This window comes from Brevundimonas sp. GW821-FHT10E09 (assembly GCF_058809375.1).
The window spans coordinates 244,476-263,465 of the sequence record NZ_JBXASO010000002.1 but is presented as its reverse complement, the minus strand read 5'-3'; the positions used below and the strand labels follow the sequence as shown (position 1 = coordinate 263,465).

The window sequence follows — 18,990 nt, the reverse complement described above, 5'->3', positions numbered from 1 at the left end:
CGAGATTCGGTCGGAGCATGGGCCGATCAATCGCGAAGCGGAGCCGCGCGCGATAACATGGGTTAAGCCGTTACACCGGCTCGTTCTGAAGGCGCAGATAGGTGGCGTCGAATTCCGCGATCTCGGCCAGCCGGCGCCAGTCCAGGATCTCCACCTGTCGGCCGCTCCAGTTGACCACCCCCTCGCCGCGCAGCTCGGTGACGAGACGGCTGACGTGAACGGTTGAAAGGCCCAGGGCGTCGCCCAGGGTCGCCTGGGTGAGGGGCAGGTCGAAACGCATTCCATCGGCCTTTCCGCCCGTCTTTCCCGTCGTTTGACCGACCGCCTGAAGACGCAGATAGAGTTCGCACACCAGATGGGCCAGGTGACCCAGGCCGCTGCGACGCCCCATGGCCACCAACCACTGGCGATGGATGGCGGCGTCGATGATGGTGTCCAGCCATAGAAGCCGCGTCAGGTGCGGATGGCGCTCGGTCAGGCGGATCAGCTTGGCGTGGGGGGCGGAGGCGACGACGCAGTCGGTCAGGGCCACGACCCCGTGGTCCATCTGTTTCATCAGCAGACTGTGCAGGTCGATGAAATCGCCCGGCACATTGAGCTCCGTGATCTGGCGCGCGCCGTCCGCCAGACTGCTGTAGCGGGCCGAGAAGCCGGAGATCAGAAGCGTGCTGTGCAGGGGATGGGAATGCTCCCTGACGATGTCCGCGCCGCTGCGAATCTCGCGCGGCGGATCGAGCACATCCTTCAGGGCCTCGATCTCATCCGGCGCGACCTGATCGCGCAGCGAGAGTTTCTCGACCAGGGTGGTGATCCTGGAGGGGGGCGAGACGGTGGTCATTCACCGGTCTCCTGCAAGGTCCAACCTTCCGGCGCCGCGTCCGAGGCCCTGGCGGTGACGCTGACTACCGTGCGGCCCTCAGCATCGGTCACGATCACGCTAAACGACGCCGTTTCCCAAAAAGCCGCGCCGCGATAGCGCAGAATCTCCCCAAGGACGGTGACCGCCTCTTCGCGGGCGGCTTCGACATCGGGCAGATCCTCGCCCTGATCATCGCGAATACAATCGCCGTTTTCGGTGTGGAAATAGAAATGCGGCAATCGGGCCTCCAGCAGCAGGTCTGCAGGAAGCGGTCGTCAGGCCGATTGGTTCAGATCACGCTGCGCGATCAAGGACAAAGGCCAGATCCTGGCTGCGCCACATGACGAGATAGCCGTCGTCGTAAAGCGGGGTGGGAAAGTCGTAAGGGGAGATCTGGAGATTTAGAGGTCTGGACGATCCCGCCACATTTTCCGGAAGTTCGATGTTTGGAACCGGATCGCTATTGGAGGTGATCATTACATAGTCCGCGCCGGAGCGGACCATGTTCGCGACCGCGCTCCACACATCTCGCTCCAGCAGATGGTTCACAAGGTCCTTGGAGAAAATGAGGTCGGCGCGGGCCGGAATTTCGCGCGTGATGTCGAGGACGCGGAAGGCATAGCCGGGAAAGGCCCGTCGATTGGCGGCGATCAGGGCGTCGACGATATCGTACCCGATATAGTCGATCTTTGGATTTTGCTTGAGGAACGTCGGCATCCAGTTGAGATCGCCACAAGGCAGGTCGGCGACGGATTGAATGTCATAGACGCTGACGACCTGTGCCAGGGCGATAAGCGCTTGCCGAACGGAGCCTGAATCCCGTGTTGACCCGGGACCCGACGCGGACTCCGACGATTTCCAGGTCTTGCCGCGATAGACGTGGGTAAAGCGAGCTTTCAGGTCGCGATGCCTCTTTGGCCGCTTGCCTATGCCTAGCAGCTTTCGAGTACGGCTGCGTAGGCGCTTCAGAAACAGAGTCATGCTTGTGCTCGCCACGGTTGAAATCGGCCGGCTGGCGTCAGATTTCCTGGTTGAAGGCGCCGATTTCGGGATAGGCGGCGAGGCGGGGCTTGATCTCCTTGCGGAACAGGTCGCGCATGTCGTCCTCGGATCGCATGCTCTCGACCACCACGACCAGTTCGGGCTTGTTCGAAGAGGCGCGGACCAGGACCCAGGAACCATCCTCCAGGTGCACCCGGACGCCGTTCACGGTGATGGCCTCCAGGATCTTGCGACCCAGGATTTCGCCGCCGGAGGCCGCAAGGTCGGAATATTCCTTCACGATCCGCTCCAGCACCCCGTACTTCAGCTCGTCGTCGCAATGGGGCGACATGGTCAGGCTGGTCCAGGCGTCGGGCAGGGCGGCTTTCAGTTCACTGAGCTTCTTGCCCGGATTCCGGTCCAGCATGGCCAGGACCGCGCCGGCGGCCACCAGGCCGTCGTCGTAGCCGTGGCCCAGGTCTCCGGCCATGAAGAAGTGGCCCGACTTCTCGAACCCGGCCAGGGCGCCCAGTTCGGCGGTCTTGCGCTTGATGTAGGAGTGGCCGGTCTTCCAATAGACCACCTCGGCGCCGTTGGCCTTGAGGATCTCGTCGGTCTTGTAGAGGCCGGTCGATTTCACATCGACCACGAAGGTGCTGTCCGGATAGACCTTGGACAGGTCGCGGGCCAGCATCAGGCCGATCTTGTCGGCGAAGATCTCCTCGCCCGTATCGTCCACCACGCCGCAACGGTCGCCGTCGCCGTCGAAGCCCAGGGCCAGGTCGGCGCCCGTCTCGCGCACCCGCTGGGCCATTTGCACCAGCATGGCGTGGTCTTCCGGGTTCGGATTGTATTTGGGGAAGGTGTAGTCGAGGTCGGTGTCCATCTCGATCACCTCGACCCCCATGCGCCGCAGGGCGTCGGGAGCGAAGGCGCCGGCTGTGCCGTTGCCGCAGGCGCAGACGACCTTCAGCGGGCGCTTGATCTGCACCTTGGAGGCGACGTCGGCGACATAGGTCTCGCGGAACCCCTCGACCCGCACCAGTTTGCCGCCCGGCCGAGCCACGCCCTCCCCGTTCAGCACGATCTGTTTCAGCCGGCCCATCTCCTCGGGGCCGAAGGTCAGGGGCTTGTTCGCTCCCATCTTCACGCCGGTCCAGCCGTTCTCGTTATGGCTGGCCGTGACCATGGCCACGCAGGGCGCGTCCAGTTCGAACTGACCGAAATAGGCCATGGGCGAGAGAGCCAGGCCGACGTCCAGCACCTCCATCCCGCCTTCCAGCAGGCCCAGGATCAGGGCCTGTTTGACGCTGAGGCTGTAGCCGCGGAAATCATGGCCGGTGACGATCCTGGGCGCGACGCCGATCTCATGCACATAGGTGGCCAGACCCAGGCCCAGAGCCTGGATGCCGAGGAGATTGATCTCCTTTTCCAGAATCCAGCGGGCGTCGTATTCCCGAAACCCGGTCGGCTTGACCAAGGCCTCAGTCTCATAGGCGGCCGTGTTCGGCTTCAGGTCTTGGCGGGGCTTGAGCATGGGGCCTCGGTGTAGGGAACGTCTGGTTCAGGGGCGTTGCGCTGGTCGGCGGTTTGGAGCCGACCCGAACGACATCGTCAGGCGGCCGCGCGCTTGCGGATGCGGGCGATGCGGCGCAGGCGGCGCCAGAAACGGCCGCGTTCCGGTTCGGGGTAGGGCTGCAGGTTCTCGACGAACTGATCCGCCGAGGCGCGCCAGCTGAACTTCTCCGCATAGGCGCGGACGACCTTGCGGTCGAGGTCGAGGCATTTCAGGCAGGCGGTCTTCAGGTCCTCGTCGATCGCGCCGGCGTTCGAGCCGGGGATGATGTCGATGGGGCCATGGGCCGGATAGGCGGCGACGGGGGTTCCGGCGGCCATGGCCTCCAGGATCACCAGGCCGAAGGTGTCGGTCCAGCTGGGGAAGACGAAGACGTCGGCGTCGCGGAAACAGCGAGCCAGTTCGTCGCCGAACCGTGCGCCCAGGAACTTGGCCTCGGGATATTTTTCCTGAAGCTCCGCGCGGGCCGGGCCGTCCCCGACGATGATCTTGGTGCCCGGCAGGTCCAGTTCGAGGAAGGCCTCGATGTTCTTTTCTACCGCAACCCGGCCGACGTTCAGGAAGAAGGGCCGGGGCCAGTCTTTCCCCCCCATCTGGTCGTAGATGCGCTCCAGATCGGGGTGGAACATCTCGGTGTCCACGCCACGCGACCAGGGGGAGACGTTCTTGAACCCATGCTCGACCAGTTCGTCGCGCAGGGTCGGGGTCGCCACCATCAGCCGGCCCGACGGCTTGTGGAACCATTTCATATAGGCGTAGCCGACCTGGACCGGGATCGGGAACCGGGCCGAGACATATTCGGGGAATTTGGTGTGGTAGCTGGTCGTGAACGGCAGTTTCCACTCCACGCAGATGCGGCGCGTGGCGATGCCGATCGGACCCTCGGTGGCGATATGCACGGCCTCGGGTTCGAACGCCCGCAGCATCTCGCGGATTTCTTCCTCCGCGCCCAGAGCCAGCCGGATTTCCGGATAGGTGGGGCAGGGGATGGTCTTGAACAGGCTGGGTTCGATGACCTCGACCTCGTGACCCATGCCGCGGCATTCCGCGACGGTGCGGGTCAGGGTGCGGACGACGCCGTTGACCTGAGGTTCCCAGGCGTCGGTGGCCAGAACGATGCGCATGGAGGCGGGCGGACCCTGAGCCGTTGAGTAAGGGCGGAACTTCTAGACGGTTCGGATGACGAAGGCGAGACGGTCGTGGGTGTTTGAGTAAGGGAAACCCCTATGAGAGGCGAAGGGTCGGAATCCGGTCCGGCTCCAGCGTGCTCAGGGTCTCTCTCGTCTGAACATAGGCGGCCATGATGTGGTAAAAGGAGCTGGCCGGTGCGGGCTCGTCGATGAATTTGCCCCCCTCCAGCATCTTGTCATGCCAGAGGCCCTGCGGCGTCAGATAGCGCCATAGCGCCCTCTGGGCTCTGGCGGCCTGTTCGAGGCAAAGAGCGCGCCGGCCGTCGTCGCTGAGCGAGGCCAGGATGAGGGAGGCCTTCAACCATTCTGTCTGGGGCCAAAGGCGCGCGCGCGGGCTTCTTACGCCGCCGTCGATGTTCATGGCGTCGATGGCGATGCCGCGTTTGAGGTCGACGCCCTTGAGGCCCGCTTCATAGAGCCGCCAGGCGTCGGCGAGGACGGCCGGGTCTGCGCGTTTTCGGCCGTACCGCGCCATCAGCCAGGCCCATTCGAACTGGTGTCCCGGTTCCACCAGCCGCCCATCGTCGCCCGAAGCGGGGGTCCAATCCTGCTGGAAAAATTCACGCAAGCAACCGGTGTCCGGGTCGATGAAGCGGGCGCGCGCCAGGGTGACGATGCGGTCGGCGAGCGCGGCCCAGGCCTGGTCTCCGCCGGTCTCTTCCCAGGCCAGCGCCGCTTCCAGAAGATGCATGTGGGCGTTGGACTGATAGGGATGGCCGCCGTGTTCCGTCAGTCCCCCCTGGCTGTCCGCGCGTTCCAGCAGAAGGTCGCGCACCGCTGCGGCTTCGACCTCGAGCTGCGGAGCGTGGGTCGCATCGGCGACACAGGCTAGGGCGAAGATCAGGAAGGCCTGGTCATAGACCGTCGCGGTTTCGTCGAGGGGAGAACCGTCCGCCGCCAGCAGGGTTCGCATCTGGCCGTCAGGTCGAAGATAGACGGCCCGCAGACGATCCAGGCCGGTGGCGACCACCGCCTTCCAGGGACCTCGCCAGCCTTGGCGCCCCGCTTCGGCATAGACCTGCAGCTGGCGCGCCTGGACCCGGGCCCGCCGTGATGTGGCGACGTGGCGTCCGTCCAGGGCGACCACCTCTTCGAAGCCGCCCGTCGAATCCTGACCCAGGCTGGACCAGACGGGAAGAGCAGCCTGCCGGAGCCAGGTCGTCAGCCGTGCAGCGCCAGCGTCGAGGGTTTCCGGAGCATTGGCGCGGGGGAAGTCGAGATGCTGGGGCGACAGCTTGCGCAACCGCTCCACCACCTTTTTCACGTTTTGGCTCTTGCGGAGGTCGGTCACCAACACTGCGTCGCGTTCAACGATGATGCCGATGTCCTTGAGGCCGATGGCCGCGACCATCACCCCGTCGCAGGCTCGAACCAGGCAGCCTTCCGAGTCTTCCAGGATATGCAAGCCGACGCTGCCTTCGCCCGATGCATGGACCGAATCCCAGGCGCCGAGATCCGACCATTCGAAACGAACCGGCAGAACCGAGGCGCGGTTTGTCTTTTCCATGACGGCATAGTCGATGGAAATCTTGGGAGCCGAGATGAAGCTCGACCCAAGCAGGACAAAGGGCCCGTCGATCTCGGCCTGATCCAGTGCGGTACGGACCGCTTCTCCAACGGCGGGGGCCCTATCCAGGATCTCGCGAACGAGCACATCGGCGCGGACGATGAAATTGCCGCTGTTCCAGAGATAGCCTTCGGAAATATACCGTCGAGCGGTCGCTTGATCCGGCTTCTCGACGAAGGCGGAGACCTCCGACAGGGTTGGGCCGGAGGGGGCGATATAGCCATAGGCAGACGAGGGCTCTGTCGGAACCACGCCCAGGGTGACGATACGCCCGTCCACCGCCGCAGAGACAGCCTCTTTCACCGACCGGCGAAACGCTTCGTCGTCAGGAATGTGGTGGTCCGACGCCACGAACAGATTGACGGCGTCGGGCGCGCGGCGACGGGTCCAGAGCGCGGCGGCGGCCATGGCGGCGGCCGAGTCACGCCCTTCAGGTTCGAGCAGGATGACGGCGCTGGCCCCGATCTGCTCCAATTGCTCCAGGATCGTCTTTCTGTGCGAGACGCCGCCGACCACGACCAGCTCGCCGGAGCCGTCTGTCAGGTCGATCACGCGAGCGACCGTCTCCTGAAACAGCGAACGATTTCCAGCGAGCGGAATGAACTGCTTGGGGCGGGACGGTCGCGACGCAGGCCACAGGCGCGTTCCTGAGCCGCCGCACATGATAACCGGGTAGATTGTCGTCATGATCAACGCCGTGGACTGTCAGGGAGCCCCCTATTAGGGGGGGCGCGCCGCGTCGTCACCTTCTTTGCCGACCCGAAGTTGCGATAGGCGAGGGCTGAGTCACGGGGGTGGCGCATGCTCGCCAGGCTACAACGGCAGCACCGTCGTCGACTTCACCTCCTCCAGCACCGCATAGGTCCGGGTCTCGCGCACCCCCGGCATCCGCACCAGGACGTCGCCGAGGAAGGCGCGATAAGCGTCCATGTCGCCGACACGGGCCTTGATCAGATAGTCGAAGCCGCCGGCGACCATATGGCATTCCAGCACTTCCGGCTGGCTGCGGACGGCGGCGGCGAAGGCTTCGAAGACGTCGCCGGTGGTGCGGTCCAGCAGGACCTCGACGAAGATCAGCAGGTCGCGGCCGACCTTGGCGGGGTCGATCATGGCGGCGTAGCCGGTGATGATCTTCTTTTCGCGCAGGCGCCGGACCCGTTCGAAACAGGCGGCGGGCGACAGGTTGCAGCGCCGCGCCAGTTCGGCGTTGGAAAGCCGGCCGTCGGTCTGGAGCACACGCAGGATGCGGCGGTCGACGGGGTCTATATCGATCATCGGAAATCGGGCTCCTGCGCCGAACGATCTTCGGGATGGCCTCGTATCATACGAAGCACCTTCAATGAACTCCGGCCTATACGGCGGAAATCCACAGGATTTCCCGCCCATGACCACCCCCGCCTTCAAGCCTTCGAGCCTGGCCGCCTGGGACGGTCTGGACGCGCACAAGTTCCGCGACGAGCGCGAGGCCGTGGCCGCCAACCTGGCGAGAACGCCGCTGGACGCCGCCGAGCGCGTCGCCGTGGTCGCCGAAGCCACGGCCCTGGTCGAACACGCCCGCCGCAGCCAGAAGAAACAGGGGGTGGTCGAAAGCTTCCTGCAGCAGTTCTCGCTGGGCACCCGCGAGGGTCTGGCCCTGATGTGTCTGGCCGAGGCCCTGCTGCGCGTGCCGGACGAGGAGACGCGCGACCGGCTGATCGCCGAGAAGATCGGCTCGGCCGACTGGGCCAGTCATCTGGGCCAGTCCGACAGCCTGTTCGTCAACGCCTCGACCTGGGGTCTGATGCTGACCGGCAAACTGGTGGACGTGGACGACGAGGCGCGCAGCGACCTGCCCGGCTTCCTGAAGCGGATCGCGGGTCGTCTGGGCGAGCCGGTCATCCGCCAGGCCGTGGCTACTGCGGTCAAGATCATGGGCGAGCAGTTCGTCGTCGGCCGCACGATCCAGGGCGCGCTGAAGCGGTCGAACAAGGAAGGCTGGCTGTGCAGCTTCGACATGCTGGGCGAGGGCGCCCGCACCGTCGCCGACGCCGACCGCTACGAGAAGATCTACGCCGACGCCATCGAGGCGGTCGGCAAGACGTCCAAGGGCCAGGGGCCGGAACACGGTCACGGCGTTTCGGTGAAACTGTCGGCCCTGTCGCCCCGCTATGAGGCGACGCATGAGGACGACGTCTGGGCGACCCTGTATCCCCGCATCCTGCGCCTGGCCCAGATCGCGGCCAGATACGACATCAACTATACGATGGACGCCGAGGAGGCGGACCGTCTGGCACTGTCGCTGAAACTGCTGGACCGGCTGGCGCACGAACCCAGCCTGGGCGGCTGGACCGGCCTGGGCCTGGCGGTTCAGGCCTATCAGAAGCGCGGGCTGGAGACGATCGAACGGGTCGCCGACCTGGCCCGTCGCTCGGGCCGCCGTCTGATGGTGCGCCTGGTCAAGGGCGCCTATTGGGACACCGAGATCAAGCGCGCCCAGGTGTTCGGCCGCACCGACTACCCCGTCTATACGACCAAGGCGGCGACCGACCTGAACTATCTCGTCTGCGCCAAGGCCATGATCAAGGCGGCGCCGGCCATCTATTCCCAGTTCGCCAGCCACAACGCCCACACCCTGGCCGCCGTGCGGCGCATGGCGCGCGACCGGGGCGTGGCCGTCGAGCACCAGCGCCTGCACGGCATGGGCGAGGCGCTCTACGACGCGGCGCACGAGGCGTGGTCGGATGAGACCGTCATCGTCCGCGCCTACGCCCCTGTCGGCGGGCACGAGGAACTGCTGCCCTATCTGGTTCGGCGCCTGCTGGAAAACGGCGCCAACTCCTCCTTCGTCCACGCCCTGCTGGACGAGCGCGTGCCCGCTTCGGCCGTCGCGGCCGATCCCATCTCCCTGGTCGAGCAGGCGCCCGACCGTCACCCCAAGATTCCGGTTCCGAAAGACATGTACGGCGATCGTCAGAACTCCCTCGGCCGCGATTATTCCCAGGCCGCCGACCGCGAGGCCCACGCCAGGGCGCTGGAGCTTGTCGATCGCGAGACGCTGACCTCCGGTCCAATCATCGGCGGCAAGCTGCGCGCCGGGATCGACGCCCAGGCCGTGACCAATCCGTTCGACCGGTCGCAGACGCTCGGCCATGTCTCGGAAGCCGAGGCGACCGACATCGACGCCGCCGTCGCGGCCGCCGCCGACGCCCAGGTTCAATGGGACCGTCAGGGCGGGGCCAAACGCGCCGTGACCTTGCGCGCCATGGCCGATGCGCTGGAGGCCGATCTGGACCGCCTGGTCGCCCTGCTCAGCCGCGAGGCGGGCAAGACCCTGAACGACGGCGTCGCCGAGGTGCGCGAGGCCGCCGACTTCTGCCGCTATTACGCCCTGCTGGCCGAGCGCGACTTCACCGCCCCCCAGACCCTGAAGGGCCCGACGGGCGAGACCAACCAGCTGTTCCTGCACGGGCGCGGCGTCTTCGCCTGCATCTCGCCGTGGAACTTCCCCCTGGCCATCTTCACCGGCCAGATCGCCGCCGCCCTGGCCGCCGGCGACGCGGTCCTGGCCAAGCCCGCCGAACAGACGCCGCTGATCGCCGCCGAGGCCGTGCGCCTGTATCACAAGGCCGGGCTGAACCCGGCCCTGCTGGCCCTGGTTCCCGGGCGCGGCGAGACCGTCGGCGCGGCCCTGGTCGCGCATCCGGGCGTCGACGGCGTCGCCTTCACAGGCGGCACCGACACGGCCGCCGCGATCAACCGCGCCATCGCCGCCCGCCCCGGCGCCATCATCCCCTTCATCGCCGAGACCGGCGGCCTGAACGGCATGTTCATCGACACCACGGCGCTGAAGGAACAGGTCATCGACGACGTGATCCAGTCGGCCTTCGGCTCGGCCGGCCAGCGCTGCTCGGCCCTGCGCGTTCTCTATGTGCCCCAGGACTCGGCCGACGCCCTGATCGAGGGGCTGAAGGGCGCGCTGGCCGTCCAGACCGTCGGCGACCCCGCCGATCCCAAGACCGACATCGGCCCCGTCATCGATCCGGAATCGCGCCGCGCCCTGGAAGCCCACGTCGAACGCCTGTCCAAGGAAGCCAGGATCATCGCCCGCGCCGACCTGCCGCTGGGCGCGGAAAAGGGCGACCTGTTCGCCCCGACCCTCGCCGAGATCCCCACGCCCGACTTCCTGGAACGCGAGGTCTTCGGCCCCATCCTGCACATCTATCGCTACGCCCCCTCCGACCTGAAGTCGGTCGCCGGCAAGCTCGCCGCGCGCGGCTACGGCCTGACCCTGGGCGTCCACAGCCGTATCGAAGCCTTCGCCGCCGAGGTGATCGATCTGGTCCCCGCCGGCAACGTCTACGTCAACCGCTCGATCACCGGCGCGGTGGTCGGCGTGCAACCTTTCGGCGGCGAAGGGCTGTCTGGCACGGGGCCGAAGGCGGGCGGGCCGAACAGCCTGATCCGCTATGCGGCGGAAAAGGCGATCAGCGTGAACATCGCCGCCCAGGGCGGGGATCCGGCTCTGCTGAATTTGTAGATCTTCCTCTGCTTGCGCTTCTACGGGCGGCGGCTATGGTACGGCTCCCGCGCAAGGCGCGTTTGGCTGTGGCTTTCGTTATGCACAGTGCACAAACGGATTTCTGATATTGACCGCAGTCCAGTCTGTGAATCGCCATGCGCGAATAGTGCATGCTCTGATGATGCGAGAAATGATCACTCGCTTCGGAAGAGAAGGGTTTGGTTTCTTATGGCTAGTCGGGGAGCCGTTGCTTTTTTGTGGCGGCGTTTTGATTATGTGGAGCATAATCAAACCTGAATACGAGCATGGGGTCCGTTTGGGGCCTTTTGTCATGACAGGGTATATGTCCGTCCTTTTGCTTAGGCATCAGATCAGTTATTGCCTCATGGCGTTGCAAGCTAATGTAGGCTTGCTGCATCATCGGCAAGTCGCTCCCCTGCATTTGTATATTTCGAGAAATGTTCTCGAATTCGTCGGAACCACAGCAGCGTTTGTTATCGTGTATGCTGCTCTGTATGTTTTGGGGCAAGTTAAGCTTCCTGCGGATTGGCTGCTGCTCTATGGGGGGTGGTTGACGACGGCATGGCTTGGCATGGGCATGTCCCTGCTGTTCGCGGGGCTGGCTCTGCGCTTCGAAATCATGGAGCGGCTCGTGCCTGTACTGATGTACATCATGGTCCCCATTTCCGGGGCATTCTTCATGGTGGGCTGGTTGCCGGCGCATTATAGGGACGCCTACCTGCTGATCCCTTTTCCCCATGGGATCGAAATGTTGAGGGCTGGCGTGTTCGGCGAGTTCGTGCCGACGTATTTCAGTGTGGTCTATCCCTTGGTGTGGGGGGCCGTGTTGAATGTGTTCGGGATGGCTTTGATCGCTGCGTCGCAAGACCGCATCGATGTTGAGTGATCGAGTTTCGTTGTCGATCTGCACCTATGAAAGATGTGCTCGATGAGTTCTTCTAGATTGACCTACCTTGGGCCTTTGGCTTCGACGGATGTGGCCAAGGAGCCTGAGCCTTGGGTGAAGCGTCTACCCGTCGGCTTCTTGCTGATGGTTGTGGTTCCGACTCTGATCGCTGGGGTCTATTTTCTGCTGATCGCAAGTCCCCGGTATGTGTCAGAATCCCAATTTATAGTTCGTGAGGCCAGTCGGGAGCAGCCTTCATCGCTCGGGATTGCCTTGCAGGGTGTTGGGCTCGCCAGCGCCCAGACCGATGCCTTTGCGGTCCATAAGTATATTACGTCTCGGGACGCGGTCGACGGGCTGAACGCCAGCGTCAACCTTCCCAGCATTCTGGCGCGGCCTGGCGCCGATTTCATCGCGCGTTACCCGGGGCCCTTCGAGGAGCGTTCGCGTGAGGGGCTCTACAAGGCTCTGCAGCGTTTTGTGTTTGTCGGATATGATTCAGCGTCCGGAATCAGCACGCTTCGCGTCGAAGCCTTCAACGCCGAAGACGCCAAGCGGCTGAACGTTGCGCTTCTTGACGGCGGCGAACGGTTGGTCAATCGACTGAATGCTCGGGCCGTTGAAGACGCCGTGCGCGACGCTGCGGCGAACAAGCAGCTTGCGCGTGAACGTCTGGATCAGGCGCAACGGAGTATCACGGCCTTTAGAAACGAAGCGCGATTCGTCGACCCTAAACTTGCTGCGACCGAATCCTCGGAACTGATTGGAAGCCTGCGCGCCGCTCTGGCGAATTTGATGGCGGAGCGCAGTCAGATTGCGGCCCAGGCGCCCCAAAGCCCGCAACTGGCGGCGCTTGACGAGCGAATCCGCGCCTATGAGCGTCAGGTGTCGGAAGAGCGCGCCAAGATCGCAGGCCCCGAGTCTTCCCTGGCGCCTCGCGTCGGGCGGTATGAGGATCTGGTGCTGACCCGAGAACTGGCCGATCGCGAATACAGCCAGGCGACCGCCAGACTGGTTTCTGCACAACAGGATGCGCAGAGGCAGAAACTCTACTTGGAGCGGATCGTGGCCCCTAATGCGCCGGACAAGGCTTCTCGCCCTGGGCGATTGGCCGCGCTGTTGAAAGTGTTCGGCGGTGCGATGCTGCTTTACGGCGTGGCGTGGATGATCTGGGCCGGAGTTCGCGAACACAGGCAGGATTGATGACGTCCGAGAAACCTGCTTGTGGGCTAATGGTCGAAAATCTTTCTAAGACCTATCTGAATCGGAGCGAACCCGTATTCAGGGACCTGTCGTTCGATCTCGCTCGGGGGGGGCGCCTTGCGCTGCTCGGGCGGAACGGGCAGGGCAAGTCGACCTTGATCAAGATGTTGGGTGGGGTGGTGCCGGCGACGACCGGCGCCATCGCATGGAGCATGACTTCGTCGTGGCCGATCGGCTTTGGCGGCGGCTTTCAGGGCAGCTTGAGCGGAATTGATAATATCAGGTTCCTAAGCCGCATTTATAGTCGAGATTACAGTGAGATGCTGGCGCTCGTCGATGACTTTGCCGAATTGGGAAGTTCGCTTAAAATTCCGGTCAAACACTATTCTTCAGGCATGAGAGCCCGTTTGGCCTTCGGTCTATCGCTCGCGATTGAGTTTGACTGCTATTTGATCGACGAACTTGTCGCCGTCGGCGATTCACGGTTTCAAGAGAAATGCCAGAGAGAATTGTTTCAAAGGCGCGCCGGCAGGTCGTTCATCATGGCGTCGCATGATACTGGTCTTATCGCATCGCATTGTGACCAGGCTCTAATCATCGAGGGCGGTAGAGCGAAATTGTTCGACGATATCAATGTCGCGGTAGATGTCTATACTTGGCTCAGGGCAACATGAGTTCTCAGATTAAGGTTTGCCTGCTTTATCTTCCAGGAGCGTGGAACGACGTCTGGATGGAAGCCTTGAGGTCTGCCGCCCTGGCTGCGGAGTGGGACTTTCTCGACGCGTGCGGGCCGACGTCTGCGGTTCGAGCTGATGCCAACACTTTAATCGTTTCCTTCGATCTCAACGCCGCTCGGCTGCTGGAGCCGGACCATTGGTGCATATTGCATGCGTCGCCAGAGTCTGTTCTGTCCTATCTGACGGACATCAGGGGACAGGCGCAGACCGAGCTGCAGAATCTGTGGGAGGCCTCGCATCGGTTAGCCGCCGCAGCGCAGGTTTCCGCATTGCCTGCGACCGTGCTGAATGCCGAGTGTGACGTAATCGACGTTCCGTATCTCGGTGAGGTAAAGCGGGGCGCCGAAATTACGAGAGCTTCGTTTGCCGGCGAAGGCGCGAAGGTTCTCAATATCTACCGATCATTGCCTATTCCGGTGGGAGCAAAATTCTTCATACCGGTTGAGATGTGGGTAGCCGGCGATGGCAAGTTGCCGTCACACGACTGGATTGATCTCACAGGACGCGGGCGGCTGGTTTTCGGTTTGTCGCCCTTTGATATGCCGGCAGGCGCATGGCGAGCGGAGATTCTCTTTTCTTTGGAAATCGAAGGAACGGCGCTCCCATTGCGGTGGGAATGGGGCGGCGTTGGCGATCGAACGGCAGGCGTTTTCCGGGGGGAAAAATCCGGCCGATACTCATTCAGTATAGATCACTATTTGGAGCGAGCATCGACTACAACAGGACAGCTTCTCCTGTCTTACCCGGTTTTTCAGGGTAGGATGCGGCTGGACGGTGTTGTCGTAATCAAGCTTGAATCCATGCAGAGCGTAAGGACGTAGACCAAATGAAGCGGAGAGCTCTTGTATCGGGCATAACAGGGCAGGATGGGGCTTATCTGTCTCAGCTTCTTCTCAGTAAGGGTTATGAGGTGTTCGGTATTGTCCGGAGGTCCAGCCATGCAGGCGTGGCGGATCACCGCCTGAAATGGTTGGGCGTCGCTGATCAAGTTAATCTAATCGACGGCAATCTGCTGGATCCTGGCGGTCTTATACGGACTATGCAGGAGATCCAGCCTGACGAGATTTATAATCTTGCGGCACAGTCCTTTGTAAATTCTTCTTGGCAACAACCTAGCCTCACTTCCCAAGTCACCGGCCTTGGAGTGGTCAACATCCTGGAAGCGATGCGCATCGCTAGTCCAAATGCTCGCTTCTATCAGGCTTCTTCTTCAGAAATGTACGGCCTTATCCAAGAGCCAATTCAATCTGAAAATACGCCCTTTTATCCTAGGTCTCCCTATGCCGTAGCCAAGTTATTCGGCCACTGGATGACTGTAAATTATCGTGAAAGCTTTGGCCTTCACTGCAGTAGCGGCATACTATTCAATCATGAATCTCCACTCCGAGGCAAGGAATTCGTGACGCGAAAGGTTACGGATGCCGCCGCTCGCATCAAGCTCGGCTTGCTCGACAAGTTACATCTTGGGAATATCGACGCCCAACGAGATTGGGGGCACGCGCGCGACTATGTGCAGGCCATGTGGCTCATGCTGCAGCAGGACGAGGCGGATGACTACGTCGTCGCGACCGGCCGGACGACAACGGTTCGTGCGATGGTCGAGATCGCCTTCTCTCACCTCGAACTGGCCGTTGAAGATCATCTCGTCATCGATCCCGTCTTGTTCCGACCCGCCGAGGTGGATTTGCTTCTGGGGGATCCGTCGAAGGCGAAGCGCCAACTGGGGTGGGTTCCCGAGGTTTCGCTCGAGGAAATGATCGTAGAGATGGTCGAGGCCGACTTGCGACGTCTCGCTCCAGCAACGTGAACACACGGCTGCTCATTACCGGCGGCAATGGTTTTGTCGCTAGCCACGTCGCGGCGCGGGCGGGTGAGCGTTGGTCCGGTTCCGTTCGCACCACTTCATTGTCCGGCGCCTCGGCGGCGGACTACGCCGTGGATCTGACTGATCTTGATACGGTCGTCAGCGTGATGCGAGACTATCGTCCCACTCATATCCTCCATCTGGCGGGAATCAGCGCGCCAGCGGAAGCCGCGCGCGATGCTGCGGTAGCTGCCCGTGCGAATGTCACGGGATCCCTCAACCTGGCTGAGGCCGCCGCCCTCGCCGAGGTGAGCCGGTTTGTCTTCGCCAGCACAGCCGAGGTCTATGGTGCGGCCTTCAACGATGGCGTTGTCGATGAAACAACGCGGCCCGCACCACAGACCGTCTACGCCCGATCCAAGCTGGCCGCTGAGTACCTCGTCGGAGACGTTTTGGCCGGAGTCTGCCAGACGGTGATCGTCCGTCCGACCAATCATACGGGCCCTGGTCAGGACGAGCGTTTTGTGGCTCCCGCATTCGCCGCACAGGTCGCAAGGCTGGAGGCGGCCGATCAGGAAGGGGCGCTTCTGGTCGGAAACCTGTCTGCAAAGCGCGATTTTCTGGACGTCCGGGATGTTGCCGACGCCTATTTCGCCTTGCTGACGGGCGACCTGAAGGAGGAGATAAGCCTCTTCAATCTCTCATCCGGCATATCCAGACCGATCAGTGACATAGTCGATGCCTTGATTGATGCGTCGTCAGCAAGGTTTGCAGTCCGGGAGGATCAAAGTCGAATGCGTCCTTCGGACGTGCCGATCGCCGCCGTCGATTCCACCAGACTTCGCGGGGCCACGGGGTGGACCCCAAGAATCTCGTTCGCTCAGACGATCACCGACCTGCTCCAGGACAAGCGAGCCGATGTCTTACGAATGGGCTGAAGCTTGCAGCGCGATTCAGAGTCGATAGGCCGTTCCTGCGAGGAGTCGGCTCGTTGTGACTGGCGATACCATTAGACCTGATGTCGTTTTGGATCATGGAGGCGGCATCAGCTTGGTGAATGTCATCGCCGATGCCAAATTTAGACGACGAGCTTCCGCGAAGGTTCGCACGGGCCTTTTGCATAGTCCAGACGAAGGGCAGTCGCGCCCATCTCTCCGCATCACGCTTTCTGGCGGTTGAAAGCGCCACATCCGCAGCCGACGCGGAGGTGATTGTGCTCGCGTCGTATTTCAGGCGGGTCTCGATGAGGCGCCCTCCTCTGGTCCCTCGATCATTGTGAGAGCCTAAGGAGTTGATAGCCGATCTGCTTCGCCGACGGGAACGGCCGAGCGGCCGGAGCTGATCAAGTTGCGCAGCCGAACGGCCGCGGGGTTCAGCCGCGCCGCCTCCGGGGTCAATCCCCCCGTGCGCCGAGTGCGGCTTGACGTGGTTGTAGTCGATGCGCCAGCGCTCGATGACGGCGCGGGCCTCGGCCAGGATGGCGAAGACCTCCTCGTTCAAGCACTCGTCGCGGAGCCTGCCGTTGAAGCGTTCGACGAAGCCGTTCTTCTTCACGTCCGTCTCCTTGATGAAACGGACTCTCACTCAAAACGAGGGATCAGGAAGGGGGCGCCTCAACCGCCACCGGATAGACAGGATTGGCCGGCGGGAATGGAAGCTGGGGTGTTGCTCTCCGATATCCAGGGAGACCTCCAGGTTGAGGCGTGACCGCCTGTCAAATTCAGCGGAGCGTGTAGGGACGCGCAGTACTCGCATCCAAGAGACGGAGCCGGCAGGTCAGCCATAAGGGCATATCTCCGTGATGCGCGCAGGCGCTATGAGGTCATATCGAAGAAGCGGATTAGAGCGGGCCCCGGTTGCTGCTCAATCAGATCTTCGTGCAGCTTTCCCAACTCGACCTACCAGGCATAGACGGCGCAGTCCGTGCGGTCCTTCGGTAGGGTCGGGTTGTAGAAGGGGTCGGTCGGCAACTGTCTGGCCCAACGCGCCATGAAGGCCGTCTGGTCTGCCTCGCTGACAGCGGAGCGTTTCAGGGACGCGCCTTCGAAATGATACAGTCGGGCGTAAGGGGTGAAGACGATACGACGCCCAGTCTCTCCGACACGGAGGCAGAAATCGATATCATTGTAGTCGATAGCTAGCCTGGTATCGAAACCGCCCATCGCTTTGACGATCGACATGCGTGTTGCCAGTACCGCTCCTGTGACTGCACTATAGTTTCTGACAACGTGAGTATATCCACAGTAGCCAATCTGATCGTCAGGCCAGCCCTGGAAGATGTGAGTCGTAGCGCCATTCACGCCCGTAACGACGCCGGCATGCTGGATCTTGCCGTCTGTATACAGAAGTTTTGCCCCGACGCCTCCAACGTCTTCACGGCGAGAGTGGGCGAGTAAGGCTTCTATCCAGTCTTCCGAAATGACTTCAATGTCGTCGTTTAGAATTATGACGTCTTCAGTTTCTACGATATTAAATCCAAAATTGAGTTTGGTGGCGTAGTTGAAGGGGGGGGTGAATGTGTAACTCACAACCTTGACGCCCAGTGTTTCCATTCTGGATTTGGCGTCTTGGTCCATTCGTCCATTATCGACAACAATAATCTTGTAGTTTTTGAAGGTCGATTTGCTCACTATGCTCTGGATGGCATGTTCGACCATAAGGATGTGGCCGCGCCCAGGGACGAATTTGGACCGGCTGTCCGTCAGCATCAGCAGAGTTACAGGGCGTTCCTGAGAGACCGGCCATAGTACACGATGGCTTCCAGTGAACAGGCCCGGTACGACGCGTGCATCCTTGTTCTCAAGACGCACGAAATCTTCGATGGCTTTTGCAGCGTTTATCAATGCTTCCGGTTTCGCCTCAACCTCGGCCGACGCCGAACCGGGAATCATACGCCAATGATAAAGCACCTTGGGAACGTGGACGATCTTTCTGGCGAGGGCGCCGGCGCGCAAGGAGAGATCGTAGTCCTGAGCGCCGGAACGTTCTGCACGTAGTCCGCCGAGCTCCAGAAACAGAGATTTTCTCACTAGCATGAAGTGCAGAATGTAGGCGACCGACGTCAGATGCTCGGGCGACCAGTCAGGTTTCAGGTAAGGATCGGTGCGCTGGCCGGAAAAATCCAATTTATCTTCATCGGAATACAGCAAATCTACATCCGGGGTGGCCATAATAGCCTGAGCCATCTCGGTGAGAGCGTGGGGCACGAGTTCGTCGTCATGGTCCAGGAAACCGACGAAATTCCCTGTGGCGTATTCCGCCGCAAGGTTTGTGGCCCCGGCGATATGCAGGTTTTGAGGGGAGCGAACGATTTTGATGCGCGGGTCGAAGCCCCTGTAGCGTTCCAAGACGCGTTGTGTGGCTCTGGACGGCGAACAATCGTCCGCGATGCAGAGCTCCCAGTGAGGGTAATCCTGGCGGAGTACGGATTGGATCGCGGCGACAAGAACGTCCGGGGGGGAGTTGTAGACCGGCATGAGAATGCTGATCGTGGGCAGATCGCCCTTGTGAAGAGGCGGGTATGTTAGCGCGGGTGTCGGCTTCAGGGCGCTTTCCGTCGCGGGAAGGCGCAGCGGACGTGTCAGAACCGCGAGTGCGCGTTTGACACCATGTCGTCGGAGAGCGTCATAGGCCCGTGCGGTAGGGTGTTGCTTTTCGTTCATGGCGCG

Annotated in this window: 15 protein-coding genes and 1 pseudogene; 7 read left to right on the top strand and 9 right to left on the bottom strand. The window is 62.2% G+C overall.

What is annotated here, in order from left to right; all coding sequences use genetic code 11:
- Positions 1–70: 70 nt before the first annotated feature.
- The 7 genes from AC1RSI_RS03280 to AC1RSI_RS03250 all read right to left on the bottom strand — a co-directional run bounded on the left by AC1RSI_RS03280 (position 71) and on the right by AC1RSI_RS03250 (position 7,448).
- Positions 71–838: a Crp/Fnr family transcriptional regulator gene (locus tag AC1RSI_RS03280; protein ID WP_052004733.1), complete on the bottom strand. Its 768-nt coding sequence runs from the start codon at positions 836–838 to the stop codon at positions 71–73.
- Positions 835–1,098 carry a DUF6894 family protein gene (locus tag AC1RSI_RS03275; RefSeq protein WP_492322645.1) on the bottom strand — a complete coding sequence of 88 codons (264 nt, stop codon included), beginning with the start codon at positions 1,096–1,098 and terminating at the stop codon, positions 835–837. Before AC1RSI_RS03275 ends, AC1RSI_RS03280 begins: the two co-directional genes overlap by 4 nt.
- A 55-nt stretch (positions 1,099–1,153) precedes the next feature.
- Complete coding sequence (locus AC1RSI_RS03270) at positions 1,154–1,840, bottom strand: class I SAM-dependent methyltransferase (protein WP_492322644.1); 687 nt, start codon at positions 1,838–1,840, stop codon at positions 1,154–1,156.
- A 37-nt stretch (positions 1,841–1,877) separates the two neighbouring features.
- Complete coding sequence (locus tag AC1RSI_RS03265; RefSeq protein ID WP_492322643.1) at positions 1,878–3,377, bottom strand: phosphomannomutase/phosphoglucomutase; 1,500 nt, start codon at positions 3,375–3,377, stop codon at positions 1,878–1,880.
- A gap of 77 nt (positions 3,378–3,454) precedes the next feature.
- The gene (locus tag AC1RSI_RS03260) at positions 3,455–4,540 is read right to left on the bottom strand and encodes a glycosyltransferase family 4 protein (RefSeq protein WP_492322642.1); all 1,086 of its coding nucleotides are present in this window, start codon (positions 4,538–4,540) and stop codon (positions 3,455–3,457) included.
- 100 nt (positions 4,541–4,640) lie between these two features.
- The gene (locus AC1RSI_RS03255; protein ID WP_492322656.1) at positions 4,641–6,836 is read right to left on the bottom strand and encodes an AGE family epimerase/isomerase; all 2,196 of its coding nucleotides are present in this window, start codon (positions 6,834–6,836) and stop codon (positions 4,641–4,643) included.
- A 150-nt stretch (positions 6,837–6,986) separates the two neighbouring features.
- Positions 6,987–7,448, bottom strand: a complete 462-nt coding sequence (locus tag AC1RSI_RS03250) for an Lrp/AsnC ligand binding domain-containing protein (RefSeq protein ID WP_008263363.1) — start codon at positions 7,446–7,448, stop codon at positions 6,987–6,989.
- A gap of 109 nt (positions 7,449–7,557) precedes the next feature.
- Between AC1RSI_RS03250 and putA the strand changes: the two genes are divergently transcribed.
- The 7 genes from putA (at position 7,558) to AC1RSI_RS03215 (ending at position 16,260) form a co-directional block, all read left to right on the top strand.
- On the top strand, positions 7,558–10,689 hold the full coding sequence (putA, locus tag AC1RSI_RS03245; RefSeq protein WP_492322641.1) for a bifunctional proline dehydrogenase/L-glutamate gamma-semialdehyde dehydrogenase PutA: 3,132 nt from the start codon (positions 7,558–7,560) through the stop codon (positions 10,687–10,689).
- A gap of 127 nt (positions 10,690–10,816) precedes the next feature.
- Positions 10,817–11,578, top strand: a complete 762-nt coding sequence (locus AC1RSI_RS03240; protein ID WP_492322655.1) for an ABC transporter permease — start codon at positions 10,817–10,819, stop codon at positions 11,576–11,578.
- 114 nt (positions 11,579–11,692) lie between these two features.
- The gene (locus AC1RSI_RS03235) at positions 11,693–12,781 is read left to right on the top strand and encodes a KpsE/RkpR family capsule polysaccharide export protein (protein ID WP_492322640.1); all 1,089 of its coding nucleotides are present in this window, start codon (positions 11,693–11,695) and stop codon (positions 12,779–12,781) included.
- Positions 12,781–13,455 (top strand): ABC transporter ATP-binding protein, encoded by a 675-nt coding sequence (locus AC1RSI_RS03230; protein WP_492322639.1) that lies wholly within the window; start codon positions 12,781–12,783, stop codon positions 13,453–13,455. Before AC1RSI_RS03235 ends, AC1RSI_RS03230 begins: the two co-directional genes overlap by 1 nt.
- Positions 13,437–14,339 (top strand): hypothetical protein, encoded by a 903-nt coding sequence (locus tag AC1RSI_RS03225; RefSeq protein ID WP_492322638.1) that lies wholly within the window; start codon positions 13,437–13,439, stop codon positions 14,337–14,339. The genes AC1RSI_RS03230 and AC1RSI_RS03225 overlap by 19 nt, the downstream gene beginning before the upstream one ends.
- A 5-nt stretch (positions 14,340–14,344) precedes the next feature.
- Positions 14,345–15,325: a GDP-mannose 4,6-dehydratase gene (gmd, locus tag AC1RSI_RS03220; RefSeq protein WP_492322637.1), complete on the top strand. Its 981-nt coding sequence runs from the start codon at positions 14,345–14,347 to the stop codon at positions 15,323–15,325.
- The gene (locus tag AC1RSI_RS03215) at positions 15,322–16,260 is read left to right on the top strand and encodes an NAD-dependent epimerase/dehydratase family protein (RefSeq protein ID WP_492322636.1); all 939 of its coding nucleotides are present in this window, start codon (positions 15,322–15,324) and stop codon (positions 16,258–16,260) included. The genes gmd and AC1RSI_RS03215 overlap by 4 nt, the downstream gene beginning before the upstream one ends.
- Positions 16,261–16,711: 451 nt before the next feature.
- On the opposite strand, the pseudogene AC1RSI_RS03210 reads toward AC1RSI_RS03215, so the two are convergent.
- Positions 16,712–16,906: pseudogene (locus AC1RSI_RS03210) on the bottom strand (integrase core domain-containing protein); the annotation flags it as partial.
- Between the two features lie 314 nt (positions 16,907–17,220).
- Entirely contained in the window at positions 17,221–18,984 is a 1,764-nt protein-coding gene (locus AC1RSI_RS03205) for a glycosyltransferase family 2 protein (protein ID WP_492322635.1), read from the bottom strand.
- Positions 18,985–18,990: the final 6 nt, after the last annotated feature.